We start from the raw sequence: 13,501 nt of genomic DNA, 5'->3' as shown, positions 1-13,501 counted from the left end.
CACTAAGCACCGTACAGCGCCAGCGCCCAGGCTGGCGGGCGCAATTCCAGCGCCAGGGGCAGGTAAGCGGGGTCGAAGCGCGCCGCCAGCAGATACACATTGGCGGCGCCCTTGGACTCCCAATTCCCCGTAAATCCCTTTTCACCGGCGGCCACGCGCTTGCGGTCGAACGGCACGGCGCTCTTTGCGAATTCCTCGTGCGTCTTTCTGCCCTGCGCGTACGGCGCCAGCCAGGCCAGCGCATCGGCCAGGCGCCGCGCTTCCGGCGCGTCATACCAGTCGTCGCCATGCGCCTGCGCCATCAGGGCCGTCGTCAGCAGCGGCTCCAGGCTGTAGGTGGTGTAGTGCAGGGCGTCGCGCTGTTCGAAATCGAAGGGTACGCCGCCGGCGCCGATATTGCGCGGCACGTGCGCCAGGAAGCGCTCTTTCGCGCGCGCGATCAGCAAGGCGTCGCCCGTGACATACGCGGCGGCCGTGCCGATCTTGATGCGGTGGCTATGCCAGTTGTTGCGTGCCGTGGACGGACCGCCCACCTTGATGGGATCGCTCAAATACCCTTGCGCCAGGGTGCGGCAAAACGCCTGCACCTGCTCGCGCTCGACGCCGTTCAAGCGTTCCTGTATCAAGTCAAAACCCATCAGCAGGCTGGCCAGCTCCGTCTCGTCGACGGGACTGAACGATGGCTGATAAGCACCGCTCCAGGCCAGCAGCAACTGGCGCGCTGCTTCGAAATGCGCCAGCTCGCCCGATAATCTCCAGGCCAGCGCCTGCAGGCGCGCCTGGCGCCAGTCTTCCTGCGCCTGCTGGCTGGTCTCGCGTCCGCCTTCTCCCTTCAGCAAGCCGCCCGTGCGCACTTCGGCCATCAGGTGCACGGGTCGCGCCGCATCCTTGCGCGCCGCCTTGAGCACCTGCTCGGCAATGGCCGGCGCCACTCGCATCTTGAACGTGCGGGCGCGCGCGGCGGACGTCAGCGCAAACGCCAGCACGCTATCACGCGGGTGCGGCGCGGCGCGCAAGCCCGTCAGGGGCAGTGCCAGCAGGCCAGCCAGCAAGGTGCGCCGGCGCGTCAGGTGCGTACTCAAAACCGCGTCTCCCGCGCCGCGCGCAAAAAGTTATCGAGGATCGGGGTGCAATCGAGCAGTTCGACCCCGCCCGCCGAATGAAATTCCGGGTGCCACTGCAAGCCCATGACGAAGCGCGCCCGCTGGTAGCGGATGGCTTCGACGATATTGTCCCCTTGCGAATACGCTTCCACGGTGATGTCGCGTCCCAAATCCTTGACCGACTGATGGTGGATGGAATTGACGAGCGCCTCGCCCGCCTTCGGGAACATGCCGGCCAGTGACGAGCCTTTCGGGAAGGCGATGCTGTGGCGGTGACGGTCATACAGGTCGTTGACGTGCGAGGTGGCGCCTTCCACGTCCGAGGCGATGTCCTGGTACAAGGTGCCGCCAAAGCCCACGTTGATGAGTTGGCAGCCGCGGCAAATACCCAGCACGGGCTTGCCCGCGTCGACGAATTCGTGCAGCAATTCCAGTTCGTACAGGTCGCGCGCGCGGTCGCCGCTCCATTCGGGGCGCGTGGCCGTCTCGGAATAGGTCTGCGGCGAGACGTCGGCGCCGCCCTGCAGCACCAGACCGTCCAGGTGGCGCGCATAGTGACGCAAGGTGATGTTGCTCGGGTGTAGCAAGCCGCTGGTATTGACCGTCGGAATCATGAACACCAGCACATCGCGCGACATGACCCACTGCGCAATCGACTCTTCCAGGTATTGCAGGTTCTTGCTGCGCAGGCCAGTGGCGCCAGGTTCGGGGTGGAAAATGCGCGCCGAGATGCCGATGCGCAGCGTGCGCCGCATGAAATCGCGGCTGGCCTTGTCGCGCATGGAACGGTAGCGCGATGTGATCACGCGCCAGGCCAGCGCCAGCGGCGTGTCGTTATCCTTCAAGTAGCGCGGTGCCGCATCGCGCGCGCGGTGGTCGTCATCGGGTGCCCTGCCGACACGGTCGGGCCGCGCCGGCGTTGCAGGATCGGCGGAAGGGGGCTGCTGGGGATCTTTTTCGTCTGGCATGGCAAGGCTAACTGAAAGCGGAGACGTTTTCAATATAAACCCCTGCCCCCGAAAGCACGATTCAATTTTGTAACAAAAGCACATGCGCGGCATTTCCACGCAACACGCCGGCAGTAAAACTGCATACAGCCCGCATACAGCCCGTTTACGCCCACGGCCCCGCTTTTTAGAGAATCTTTACGCCCCCGCTGCTAATCTTGAACGTACCTCAACCACCGCTGCAAAGCCACCATGGAACCCCATTCACGCCTGCAAACGCATCAAGCGCATCAAGCACTGCCCCACCGCCATCCCCGCCTGCCCACTTTCCTCATGCATATCACGGTCGACAAGTCCTGCCTGGCCGAGCTGCGCCAGCTGGTCGTCAGGACCTGCGGCGGCATGCTGTCGTTCATGCGCGTCGAGGCGGTCGACCACGCCGAGCGCATGAAGGTATGGCTGTGCGTGACGGAGCCGGCCCTGCGCCTGACCATGGATGCCGTCATGCGCCTGCTGCCAGCGGCGGAATTTGGCCGCATCAGCCAGGGGAAATCGCTATGAACCAGTATTCCTGCGAGCAGGCGATGTCTTCGTCGCGCATCACCGCGCACTTCCAGGGCATCTGGGTGCCGATGGTCACGCCATTCCGTGATGGCGAGATCGACTTTGACGCCGCCCAGCAGCTCGCTTGCGAGCTGGCCGCCAGCGGCGTTGATGGCCTGGTGGTATGCGGTACTACGGGCGAAGCGGCCATGCTGAGCGCGGCAGAACACACCATGCTGCTCGATAGCGTGCTCGAAGCCATCGGTCCCCGCTTCCCCGTCGTGATGGGTATCGGTGGCAGCGATACGCGCAGCGTCGTCGCCACAGTGGAACGCTATCACGACCATCCGCTGGCTGGTCTGCTGATCTCGGCACCTTCATATGTACGCCCTTCGCAGGACGGCATAGTGCGCCACTTCGAGGCCATCGCCGCCGCCACCGACCAGTCCATCGTGCTGTACAACGTGCCGGCACGCACTGGCGTCAATATCGAACCGCAGACGGCGGCGCTGCTGGCGCGCGACTCGCACTTCGTCGCCATCAAGGAAGCGGGTGGCAAGCTGCAGCAACTGGGCGAACTGCTGCTCGACACGCGCCTGGATGTGCTGTGCGGCGACGATGCGCTGCTGCTGGCCAGCCTGTCCATGGGCGGCCACGGCGCCATGTCGGCCGCCGCCCAAATACGCCCCGACCTGTATGCGCAGCTGTACCACCTGGTCAGGCAGGGCCGCCACGGCGCCGCCAGCACCCTGTTCAAGACCATGCTGCCCGTCATACGACTGCTGTTTGCCGAACCCAATCCTGGTCCCGTGAAGGCGGCGCTGGCCATGCAGGGCAAGGTGCGCGACGAGCTGCGCCTGCCGATGACGCCGATGTCGTCCGCCGGCCAGGACAAGCTGGCCGAAGCACTGGAGCCATTGATGCAGCTGCCCGCATGGACAGCCAGCGACAGGGACGCGCCGCGTGAAGGCTGTTTGCTGCAACTGGTCTCCGCTTCCAACATTATGCCAGCCGTGCGCCAAGATGATCATCGCCATCACGGATGAACGCGGGGGGATGGAGAAATCCATCCTGGCCGGACGGCTGGCCGCCTCGCGCGCGCTGGCCGGGCGCAAGGTATTGCTGCTCGATGCCGATCCGCGCCAGGGAGCCATGGCGCAGGCGAGGAATATGCACGACGGCGCCATGCACGGCAGCCTGATGCAGCCGCGCCTGATGGCGCGCGCCATCAGCGCCAAGGGCTTGCAACCGGAGCTGGAGCACCTGGTGAACTGCTACCACGACATCGTCATCGACAGCGAAGGCCGCGACTCCATGGGCAGCCGTTCGGCCCTGATCGCCGCGCGCGTGCTGGTGGTGCCGCTGGACGGCGTCGTGGACGGTGCCGCGCAAGCGGGCCTGGTGCGCCGCATCGCGCACGCGCGCAGCGTCAATCCGGACCTGCGCGTCCTGCTGGCAACAGACACGCAAGCGGCGCTGGCCCATGCCCTGGCCGCACAGATTCCAGCCGCCTGCGTGGTCAGCCTGGGACAGCTGTATTGCGCCGTTTTTAACCTGCCTGCCTAGCCTGGCTGGGCAGGCAAAAAAAAGGCGGCGCATGCGCCGCCTCTCCTCTCAGTCAATTCAGTCAATTAAAACGTTTTGCTGACCGTCAGCTGCAACGCCGTCTTGCCCATGAATTTACCGTTCACGGGCGAAGCATAGGCCGACTTGCCCGCGTTCGTGCCGATCACGGCCAGCGCGCCCGTCACCACGCCGAAATCGCGCGTGACGCCCACTTTCCAGTCCGTATAGCTCAACGCATCATTGTTTTTGACCTTTTGGTGGCCCGCGTGCAGGTTGCCGGTCCAGCCGTTGCTCAAGTCGATATTCGCGCCGATGTCCAGGTAGCCGCTGTTCTTGCTATTGACGATGCCGAACAGATTGGAGACGGCGTGCGAATACTTGATATAGGCCGGGCCATACGACAGTTGACCGTAGACTTCCTGGGTGTCCGCGTTGGCCAGGCCGATATTCTTCAAGCCGTTGTCCGCATACACATACGCCAGCACGCCCACGTCATAGCCGATATCGGCCGTCAACTGGCCGCGCTTGCCCGCATACAGGTCCACTTCCACGTCACCGCTGCCGCCCGCATCCTTGGTCCACTTGATGGTGGAGGCCCAGGCGCCCGCATACAGGCCGGTCGGGTTGTTGACGTAGTCGACGCCTCCCTGCAGCGCGGGTTTCAAGCGCGTCTGCGAAATGCCGCGATAACGGTAGTCGGACACGCCGGCCACGTTGAAGCTGACTGCATTATCGGGCTTGGCCTCTTCCGCGTGGGCCAGGCTGCCCGTAAAGGCGGTGGCGACGGCAAGTGCAAGTATCATTTTATTCATGGTTTCTTCTTCTTCATGGGTGGTATGGGCCTTTGCCAACATGGCGCAGCTGGCCCGCCGCTGCAAAAATTCGCTGCAAAAATTTAAAGTAAAGCGTCCCCCCGGCGCGCGCGGCGCCTGTTTTCCAACAGGGGATTAACAGGTATTAGAGCGGCAGCAGCAAGCGGTAGCCGACGGCCGTTTCCGTCAGCAGGTGCTGCGGCTGGGCCGGATCGGCTTCCAGCTTCTGGCGCAGATGCCCCATATAAATGCGCAGGTAGTGGCCATTTTCGCTGTTCGACGGCCCCCACACTTCACGCAGCAGCTGCGGATTGGTGACCACCCTACCGGCGTTCTTCACGAGCACCGAGAGCAAGCGAAATTCCGTCGGCGTCATGTGCACCAGTTGCTTGTTGCGCGTCACCAGGCGATCCTTCAGGTCGACCCGCACATCGCCAAACTGCACTACGCCATCGTCGCTGGCGGCGGGCTGGCGCTGGCGGCGCAAGGTGGCCCGTACGCGGGCCAGCAGCTCGCCCACGCCGAACGGCTTGGTCAGGTAATCGTCGGCGCCCGCGTCCAGCGCGCGTATCTTGTCCTCTTCGTCGACCCGCGCCGACAGCACGATGATGGGCACGGCCGACCATTTGCGGATGTCGGCGATGAAGTCGATGCCATCTCCGTCAGGCAGGCCCAGGTCCAGCACGATCAGGTCGGGCCTGCGCGTGCCGGCATCAATCAGGCCTCGCTGCATGGTGGCGGACTCGAAAATCTGCCAGCCCTCGTCTTCCAGCGCGGCGCGCACGAAGCGGCGGATTTGCGGTTCATCCTCAACCAGCAAGGCGGTGGCGGAAGGTTCGTTCATGTTGGTTTTCCTGTTTCATGGTCGTTGGCGTCATCGAGCTCGATCTCTGGCGGCGCAGGGGGCGTGCCCAGCGGCAGGCTGAACACGATGGCAGCGCCCTGTCCCGGCGTATGCGGCTGCGGCTGGATGGTGCCGCCGTGGGCTTCGACAATGGCGCGGCAAATGGCCAGTCCCAGCCCGACACCCGGCTTGTTCGATTCGCGCTCGCCGCGCGTGAATTTTTCAAAAATGGCTTCTTCGCGGCCGGGCGGCAGGCCCGGGCCATCGTCAAACACCCTCACCTGCAGGAACTGGCCGTGTACCCCGGCCGCGACCGTGATGGTGCTGCCCGGCGGCGTGTATTTGGCCGCGTTTTCCAGCAGGTTGCACAGCACGCGTTCGATCAGCACGGCGTCGTAGCGCACCAGCGGCAAATCCGGCGCCAGCTGCGTCTGCACGGCATGCTGCTGCAATTGCGGGCCGCTGGCGCGCAGCGCGCTGCCCACCACTTCTTCCAGCGCCTGCCATTGCAGGTTCAGGCGCACCTGCCCGCTTTCGATGCGCGCCATGTCCAGCAAGTTCGCCACCAGGGCGCTCATGCGCACGGTTTCGGACTGCAGCGAGCGCGCCATGTCCAGCTGCGCGGGCGACAACGCAGGCCTGGACAGGGCCAGCGATTCGGCCAGGCCCACCAGTGACGTCAATGGCGTGCGCAAGTCATGCGACAGGGCTGCCAGCAGCGAATTGCGCAGCCGCTCGGACTCCATCTGCAGCAGCGCCCCCTGGGCCACGTCGATGTAGTGCACGCGCTCGAGCGCGATGGCTGCCAGCGCGGCAAAGGTATCGAGGTGCTGGCGCTGTTCCGGCACCAGCAGCCAACGCCCGCGGTCCGTGCCATCGAGTGGCAACAGCGCCAGCACGCCCCGCGTGCGCATCGGCGCGATCAGCGGCAGGTAGAAAATAGGCGAAGCCGGCAAGGTATCTGTGCCCGTCCCCGCCGCCTGCGCATGGTCGAAGGCCCACTGCGCGATGCCTATGTCCAGCGGCTCGCCGCTACTCGGAGTCTGCAGGCTGCCCTCATCATCAGGCAAAAGCAAGGTAGCGCGCGCGCGGAAAGCCCGCTCGATGGCGCTTTTCGTGATGTCGAAAATCTGCTCCGTTTGCAGCACGCCGGACAATTCACGCGAAAACTCGTACAGGGCGCGAGCGCGCGCTTCGCGGTGCGAGGCCACGCGCGCCTGGAAGCGCAGGCCGGCCGTCAGGTGGCCCGTAATCAGGCCCACGGCCAGCATCACGCCAAAGGTGATCACGTACTGAAAATCGCCCACGGCAAACGAGAAGCGCGGTGGCACGAAGATGAAATCGAAGCAGGCCACGCCCACCAGGCTGGCCAGTGCCGCCGGTCCGCGCCCCAGGCGCACGGCCACCAGCACCACCGTCAGTAGCGACAGCATGGCGATATTAGCCAGGTCCAGATAGGGTTGCAGGGGGACCGAGGCGAGGGCCGTGCCCAGGCTGATGCCAGCGGCCAATAGGTAGCGCCAATGGCGTGATGGCCGGCGCGGTGCCTCCGTGTCTTCGCCAGCCACGCGCCGGGGTGCTGCATCGGCAGCTGGCAAGCCGACCTCGATCAGGTCGATATCGGGCGCCAGGCTGGCCATGCGCACGGCCGGCGGCGCATGCCACAGACGCGCCAATGCGCCAGCGCGGCCACGGCCGACGATGACTTTCGAGATATTCGCGTTACGCGCATACTCGACCACGGCGCCGGCGATGTCGGCGGACGGCACAATGGCCGTGCGTGCGCCCAAGTCCTGCGCCAGTTTCAGCGTTTTCAGGATGCGTTCGCGCTCGCGCGCCGGCAGACGCTGCAGGCGCGGCGTTTCCACGTACAGCGCGTGCCATTCGGCATTCAGCTGGCTGGCCAGGCGCGCCGTGCTGCGAATCACGTGTTCGCCACCCGCGTACGGTCCCACGCAGGCGAGCAGCGCGGCGCCCGTCTTCCACACGGGATTGATGGATTTCTCGACGCGGTAAGCCTGCACGTCGTCCTGCACCCGGTCCGCCGTGCGGCGCAAGGCCAGTTCGCGCAGGGCGATCAGATTACCCTTGCGGAAAAAATGCTGGGATGCCCGCTCGGCCTGCTGCGGCTGGTATACCTTGCCCTGCTTCAGGCGGCGCAACAATTCATCGGCCGGAATATCGACCAGCACCACTTCGTCGGCGCGGTCGAACACCGTGTCGGGCAGGGTTTCGGCCACACGCACGCCGGTGATGCCGCCCACCACATCGTTCAGGCTTTCCAGGTGCTGCACATTCACGGTCGACAGCACGTCAATACCGGCCGCCAGCAATTCCTCGACATCCTGCCAGCGCTTCGGATGGCGCGAACCGGCCACGTTCGAGTGGGCCAGTTCATCCATCAGTATCAGCGGCGGCGCCCGCCGCAGCGCTTCGTCCAGGTCGAACTCGAACAAGGTCTTGCCCCGGTATTCGATGGCCTTCAGGGGGAGCAGCGGCAAGCCGTCAAGCTGGGCCGCCGTATCCTGGCGCCCATGCGTCTCCACCACGCCCACCAGCAGATCCTGGCCATCGGCCAGCAATTTGCGGGCGGCGGCCAGCATCGCATAGGTCTTGCCGACGCCGGCCGAGGCGCCGAAGTAAATGCGCAGCCGGCCGCGCGCGGCTTTCTTTTCCTGCGCCTGCACTTGCGCCAGCAGGGCATCTGGGTCGGGGCGTTGGCTGTCGTTGGGGAGCATGGGCATCTTTAATATTAAAACCAGGGGCAAAACCGGCGGCTCTGCCCCTGCATCATCTTACTTCGCGGCTGCATCGAGCGCCAGATTCAGTTCCAGCACATTCACCCGTGGTTCGCCGAAAAAGCCGATATACGCGGTTTTCTGCACCTTGGCGATGGCGTTTTCTACCTGCGCCAGTGGAACTGCGCGCACGCGGGCCACGCGCGGCGCCTGATACAAGGCTGCCGCCAGACTGATTTCCGGATCCAAGCCGCTGCTCGACGCCGTCACCAGGTCAACGGGAATGGCGCGCGTATTGCCGGGATCAGCTTCCTTCAGGGCGGCGATGCGCGCCTTGACAGCGTCCACCAGGGCCGGATTGCTCGGTCCCTGATTCGAGCCGCCCGAACCGGCGCCATTGTTGGCCATCGGCGCGGTGGCCGATGGACGGCCCCAGAAATACTTGGGCGAGGTGAAGGACTGGCCGATCAGCATCGAGCCAACCGGGCGGCCAGCCCGCTCGACGATGCTGCCGTTGACTTCATCGTTGAAGGCCAGCTGCCCGATGCCAGCCGTGGCAAACGGATAGACCACGCCGCAGATCACGGTCAGCGCGGCAAACAGGACCAGGGCGGGACGTACGATAGTGCTCATGATGGTTCCTTTAGACTAAATTGAGTGCGGACAGCAGCATGTCGATCAGCTTGATCCCGATGAAGGGCAGGATGATGCCGCCCAGACCGTAGATCAGCAGATTGCGACGCAACAGGCTGGCCGCGCCGATGGCCCGGTATTGCACGCCTTTTAACGCCAGCGGAATCAGCACGACGATGATCAGCGCATTGAAGATCACGGCCGACATGATGGCTGAGGCGGGGCTGGCCAGGTGCATGATGTCGAGCGCCTTCAGTTGCGGATAGGTGCCCACAAACGCCGCCGGGATGATGGCGAAGTACTTGGCGATGTCGTTCGAAATCGAGAACGTCGTCAGCGAACCGCGCGTCATCAGCATCTGCTTACCGATTTCAACGATTTCCAGCAGCTTGGTCGGATTCGAATCCAGGTCGACCATATTGCCAGCCTCTTTTGCCGCCTGCGTGCCCGAGTTCATGGCCACGGCCACGTCGGCCTGCGCCAGGGCGGGGGCATCATTGGTGCCGTCGCCCGTCATGGCCACCAGGCGGCCTTCGGACTGATAGCTGCGAATCAGCTTGAGCTTGTCTTCCGGCGTCGCTTCGGCAAGAAAATCGTCCACGCCAGCCTCGGCGGCGATGGCCGCAGCCGTCAGCTTGTTGTCGCCCGTGATCATGACGGTCTTGATGCCCATGCGGCGCAATTCCGCAAAACGCTCCTTGATGCCGCCCTTGACGATATCCTTCAATTCCACGACACCCATGACGCGGCCGTCGTCGACCACCACCAGCGGCGTGCTGCCGCGACGCGCAATATCGTCGACGGCGCGCGACACCTCAACCGGATACGGCTGGCCCAGCGCTTCCACAAACTTTTTCATGGAATCGGCCGCACCCTTGCGCAACTGGCGTACCTGCTGTTCGCCAGGAATGTCCACGCCGCTCATGCGCGTTTGCGCCGTGAAGGGCACGAAGGTGGCGTGCAGGCTGGCCATCTCGCGTTCGCGGATATTGAACTTCTGCTTGGCCAGCACGACGATGCTGCGCCCTTCCGGCGTTTCATCGGCCAGCGAGGCCAGTTGCGCCGCGTCGGCCAACTGCTGCTCCGTCACACCGGGAGCAGGTACAAAACTTGACGCCTGGCGATTACCCAGAGTGATGGTGCCCGTTTTATCGAGCAACAGCACGTCCACGTCGCCCGCCGCTTCCACGGCGCGGCCCGAGGTGGCGATCACATTGGCTTGCATCATGCGGCTCATGCCGGCCACGCCGATGGCCGACAGCAGGCCGCCAATAGTGGTCGGAATCAGGCACACCAGCAGCGCGATCAGCACGGTGATGGTGACGGGCGTGCCGCTGCCGGCCGCCGCCACGGAAAACAGCGAGTACGGCAGCAAGGTTACGGTGACGATCAGGAAGACGATCGACAGGGCCACGAGCAAAATCGTCAGGGCGATTTCATTCGGCGTCTTCTGGCGCTTGGCGCCTTCGACCATAGCGATCATGCGGTCGATGAAGGCTTCGCCAGGGTTGACGGAAACGCGCACCAGCAGCCAGTCTGACAGCACGCGGGTGCCGCCCGTGACGGCGGAAAAGTCGCCGCCCGACTCGCGGATGACGGGCGCCGATTCGCCCGTGATGGCGCTCTCGTCGACGGAGGCCACGCCGGCCGTCACTTCGCCATCGGCAGGAATGACGTCACCCGCCTCGACCAGCACCGTCATGCCCTTGCGCAAGTCGGTCGCCGGCGTGGGCAGCCAGGAGGTGCCGTACTTCGGCGTTTGCATTTTCTTTGCCATCACCGTCTGCTTCAGGGCGCGCAAGGAAGCCGCCTGGGCCTTGCTGCGGCCTTCAGCCAGCGCTTCGGCGAAGTTCGCAAACAGCACGGTAAACCACAGCCACACGGAGACGGAGACGATGAAGCCGAACGGCGCTTCACCCTGGCCGTTCAGGGCCTGTATGGCCAGCAGGGTCGTGATGATGCTGCCGACATAGACGACGAACATCACGGGGCTGCGCCACTGCGTGCGGGGGTCGAGTTTTTTGAACGCATCGACGATGGCAGGGCCAATCAATGCGGAATCGAACAAGGTCAGGCTTGTGCGTGACATGGTAGCCTCTTATTTTGTGAAAAGTTGCAGGTGTTCGACGATCGGGCCCAGGGCCAGCGCGGGAACGTAATTGAGCACGCCAACCAGCACCACCACGCCAATCAGCAAGCCGATGAACATGGGGCCGTGCGTGGGCATGGTGCCGGCATTGGCCGACAGGCGCTGCTTGGCCGCCAGCGAACCGGCCACTGCCAGCACGGGCACGATCACGCCGAAACGGCCGAACCACATGGCGATCGCCAGCATCACGTTGTAGAACGGCGTGTTGGCGGACAGCCCGGCAAACGCGCTGCCGTTGTTGTTGGCCGCCGACGTGAAGGCATACAGAATTTCCGAGAAGCCGTGCGCGCCCGGATTGGCCACGCCGATCTTGCCCGGTTCGACCATCACGGCGATCGCAGTGCCCGTCAATACCAGGGCTGGCGTCACCAGGATGGCCAGCGACACCATCTTCATTTCATAGGCCTGGATTTTCTTGCCCAGGTATTCAGGCGTGCGCCCTATCATCAGGCCGGCGATGAAGACGGCCAGGATGGCGAACATCAGCATGCCGTACAGGCCCGTGCCCACACCGCCGAACACCACTTCGCCGAATTGCATCAGCAGCAGCGGCACCATGCCACCCAGGGGCATGTAGGAGTCGTGCATGGAATTGACGGCGCCGCAGGATGCCGCCGTCGTCACCGCCGCGAACAGGGTCGAGGAGCTGATGCCGAAGCGCGTTTCCTTGCCTTCCATATTGCCGCCCGATTGCAGACTGCTGGCCTGCTGATCCACACCCAGTGCCTGCAGGTTCGGATTGGCTTGCTGCTCGGCGCTCATCACGCCGGCCGTCATGACGACAAAGATCATGGTCATCGCGGCCAGCACGGCCCAGCCCTGGCGCAGGTCACCGACCATGCGGCCAAAGGTGAAACACAGGCCGGCGGGAATGATGAAAATGGCCAGCATCTGCAGGAAGTTCGACAGCACCGTAGGATTCTCAAATGGATGCGCGGAATTGGCATTGAAAAAGCCGCCGCCATTCGTGCCCAGCAACTTGATCGATTCCTGCGAAGCGACGGGGCCCATGGCGAGCGTCTGCGTGGTCGCCACTTGCGCTTCCATTACGGGTTTACCGGCGGCATCCAGCACGGGCTGGCCATCGGCCGTCATTTTCGGCGTTTCATACGCCACCTGATCGATCAGCGTCACTTCCTTGTAGGCGGAAAAATTCTGGATCATGCCTTCGCCCATGAAGACGACGGAGAGGGCCAGCGACAGCGGCAGCAGGATGTACAGCGTCGAGCGCACCAGGTCAACCCAGAAATTGCCGATCGATTTGCCCGAACGCGAGGCGAAACCGCGCACCAGCGCGAAGATCACGGCGATGCCGGTGGCCGCCGAAAAGAAGTTCTGGCATGCCATGCCCAGCATCTGGGTCAGGTAGCTCATGGTCTGCTCGCCGCCGTAGCCCTGCCAATTGGTATTGGCGACGAAGCTGACGGTGGTATTGAACGAGGAATCGGGGCTGACGGCGCCCAGGCCCTGTGGATTGAGGGGCAAGAAGCCCTGCAGGCGCTGCAGGCCGTACACAAAGACGGCGCCCACGGTATTAAAGACGATCAGGGCGATGGCGTAGCTTTTCCAGCCCATGGCCTTGTCGGCAGGAAGGCCGGACCAGCGGTACAGCAGGTTTTCCAGCTTTTGCAGCCAGCCCAGGCCGCGCACGGGGCCATCGCCGGCCACCTTGGCCATGTACAGGCCCAGCGGATAGCCGGCGGCCAACAGTACGGCCAGGAAGGCCACCAACAACAATATCGATTGCGTCGTCATCACAGTTCCTCCGCCTTCAGCAGCGCCACCAGCAGGTACACGAGCAGGCCAGCCGAGACCACGGCGCCAAGCACATAAAACGCGTTCATTTGACGCTCCCTAATTTGTCGCAGGCGACGGCAAAGCCGGCCGCCACGACGAAAAAAACGGCAATCAAGCCGAGATACACGATATCCATTCCCACCCTCATTCAGGTTTGTTTTGATAGTGAGCAGATTAGCCAAAAGGGTCTAAAAAATTCGTAAAGACTGGAGAGGTGCTTGTAAACAAGATGTAAAAACAGGGGCTTTGCCGCATAAAATCGTCCACAATTGGCGCAAAACCACGCGCGCGGCGCACTGTTGTTGCCCTGGAGTAGCGCTATTGCTCGCTGGACAAGATAGAATGCGCGAGCGTCCGCACAAGGACGCC

Annotated in this window: 12 protein-coding genes; 3 read left to right on the top strand and 9 right to left on the bottom strand. The window is 63.8% G+C overall.

Going from position 1 to position 13,501, the window contains the following annotated elements:
- Positions 1-2: 2 nt before the first annotated feature.
- Complete coding sequence (locus ACP7DE_RS10280) at positions 3-1,082, bottom strand: alginate lyase family protein (RefSeq protein ID WP_426072007.1); 1,080 nt, start codon at positions 1,080-1,082, stop codon at positions 3-5.
- Positions 1,079-2,071: a gamma-glutamyl-gamma-aminobutyrate hydrolase family protein gene (locus ACP7DE_RS10275; protein ID WP_426072006.1), complete on the bottom strand. Its 993-nt coding sequence runs from the start codon at positions 2,069-2,071 to the stop codon at positions 1,079-1,081. Before ACP7DE_RS10275 ends, ACP7DE_RS10280 begins: the two co-directional genes overlap by 4 nt.
- Positions 2,072-2,302: 231 nt before the next feature.
- Between ACP7DE_RS10275 and ACP7DE_RS10270 the strand changes: the two genes are divergently transcribed.
- Genes ACP7DE_RS10270 through ACP7DE_RS10260 form a run of 3 tightly spaced genes read left to right on the top strand, consistent with a single transcriptional unit; the run spans position 2,303 to position 4,159 of the window.
- Positions 2,303-2,611 carry a hypothetical protein gene (locus ACP7DE_RS10270; RefSeq protein WP_243136064.1) on the top strand — a complete coding sequence of 103 codons (309 nt, stop codon included), beginning with the start codon at positions 2,303-2,305 and terminating at the stop codon, positions 2,609-2,611.
- Positions 2,608-3,639: a 4-hydroxy-tetrahydrodipicolinate synthase gene (gene dapA / locus ACP7DE_RS10265; protein ID WP_426072005.1), complete on the top strand. Its 1,032-nt coding sequence runs from the start codon at positions 2,608-2,610 to the stop codon at positions 3,637-3,639. Before ACP7DE_RS10270 ends, dapA begins: the two co-directional genes overlap by 4 nt.
- Complete coding sequence (locus ACP7DE_RS10260; RefSeq protein WP_426072004.1) at positions 3,617-4,159, top strand: division plane positioning ATPase MipZ; 543 nt, start codon at positions 3,617-3,619, stop codon at positions 4,157-4,159. The genes dapA and ACP7DE_RS10260 overlap by 23 nt, the downstream gene beginning before the upstream one ends.
- A 65-nt stretch (positions 4,160-4,224) precedes the next feature.
- On the opposite strand, the gene ACP7DE_RS10255 is transcribed toward ACP7DE_RS10260, so the two are convergent.
- The 7 genes from ACP7DE_RS10255 to kdpF all read right to left on the bottom strand — a co-directional run bounded on the left by ACP7DE_RS10255 (position 4,225) and on the right by kdpF (position 13,179).
- Positions 4,225-4,971 (bottom strand): TorF family putative porin, encoded by a 747-nt coding sequence (locus tag ACP7DE_RS10255; RefSeq protein WP_426072003.1) that lies wholly within the window; start codon positions 4,969-4,971, stop codon positions 4,225-4,227.
- A 145-nt stretch (positions 4,972-5,116) separates the two neighbouring features.
- Positions 5,117-5,815, bottom strand: a complete 699-nt coding sequence (gene kdpE / locus ACP7DE_RS10250) for a two-component system response regulator KdpE (protein WP_096237871.1) — start codon at positions 5,813-5,815, stop codon at positions 5,117-5,119.
- Entirely contained in the window at positions 5,812-8,553 is a 2,742-nt protein-coding gene (locus ACP7DE_RS10245; RefSeq protein ID WP_426072002.1) for a DUF4118 domain-containing protein, read from the bottom strand. Before ACP7DE_RS10245 ends, kdpE begins: the two co-directional genes overlap by 4 nt.
- A gap of 57 nt (positions 8,554-8,610) precedes the next feature.
- Positions 8,611-9,186 carry a potassium-transporting ATPase subunit KdpC gene (gene kdpC / locus ACP7DE_RS10240; protein ID WP_426072001.1) on the bottom strand — a complete coding sequence of 192 codons (576 nt, stop codon included), beginning with the start codon at positions 9,184-9,186 and terminating at the stop codon, positions 8,611-8,613.
- A 10-nt stretch (positions 9,187-9,196) separates the two neighbouring features.
- A complete protein-coding gene (kdpB, locus tag ACP7DE_RS10235) occupies positions 9,197-11,275 on the bottom strand; it encodes a potassium-transporting ATPase subunit KdpB (protein ID WP_426072000.1) in 2,079 nt (692 codons plus the stop codon).
- A 9-nt stretch (positions 11,276-11,284) separates the two neighbouring features.
- Positions 11,285-13,090, bottom strand: coding sequence for a potassium-transporting ATPase subunit KdpA (gene kdpA, locus ACP7DE_RS10230; protein WP_426071999.1), 1,806 nt, complete (start codon positions 13,088-13,090; stop codon positions 11,285-11,287).
- Positions 13,090-13,179: a K(+)-transporting ATPase subunit F gene (gene kdpF, locus ACP7DE_RS10225; RefSeq protein WP_034746483.1), complete on the bottom strand. Its 90-nt coding sequence runs from the start codon at positions 13,177-13,179 to the stop codon at positions 13,090-13,092. The genes kdpA and kdpF overlap by 1 nt, the downstream gene beginning before the upstream one ends.
- Between the last annotated feature and the right edge of the window lie 322 nt (positions 13,180-13,501).

It is taken from the genome of Janthinobacterium sp. DSP2-3-3, from assembly GCF_049897325.1.
In the GTDB taxonomy this organism is placed as follows: domain Bacteria; phylum Pseudomonadota; class Gammaproteobacteria; order Burkholderiales; family Burkholderiaceae_D; genus Janthinobacterium.
This window is presented reverse-complemented; position numbering and strand designations above follow the sequence as displayed.

Coding starts and splice junctions, on each gene's coding strand:
- ACP7DE_RS10275 (WP_426072006.1), bottom strand. CDS start 2,071: ATGCCAGACGAAAAAGATCCCCAGCAGCCCCCTTCCGCCGATCCTGCA.
- ACP7DE_RS10270 (WP_243136064.1), top strand. CDS start 2,303: ATGGAACCCCATTCACGCCTGCAAACGCATCAAGCGCATCAAGCACTG.
- dapA (WP_426072005.1), top strand. CDS start 2,608: ATGAACCAGTATTCCTGCGAGCAGGCGATGTCTTCGTCGCGCATCACC.
- ACP7DE_RS10260 (WP_426072004.1), top strand. CDS start 3,617: ATGATCATCGCCATCACGGATGAACGCGGGGGGATGGAGAAATCCATC.
- ACP7DE_RS10255 (WP_426072003.1), bottom strand. CDS start 4,971: ATGAATAAAATGATACTTGCACTTGCCGTCGCCACCGCCTTTACGGGC.
- kdpE (WP_096237871.1), bottom strand. CDS start 5,815: ATGAACGAACCTTCCGCCACCGCCTTGCTGGTTGAGGATGAACCGCAA.
- ACP7DE_RS10245 (WP_426072002.1), bottom strand. CDS start 8,553: ATGCTCCCCAACGACAGCCAACGCCCCGACCCAGATGCCCTGCTGGCG.
- kdpC (WP_426072001.1), bottom strand. CDS start 9,186: ATGAGCACTATCGTACGTCCCGCCCTGGTCCTGTTTGCCGCGCTGACC.
- kdpB (WP_426072000.1), bottom strand. CDS start 11,275: ATGTCACGCACAAGCCTGACCTTGTTCGATTCCGCATTGATTGGCCCT.
- kdpA (WP_426071999.1), bottom strand. CDS start 13,090: ATGACGACGCAATCGATATTGTTGTTGGTGGCCTTCCTGGCCGTACTG.
- kdpF (WP_034746483.1), bottom strand. CDS start 13,179: ATGAACGCGTTTTATGTGCTTGGCGCCGTGGTCTCGGCTGGCCTGCTC.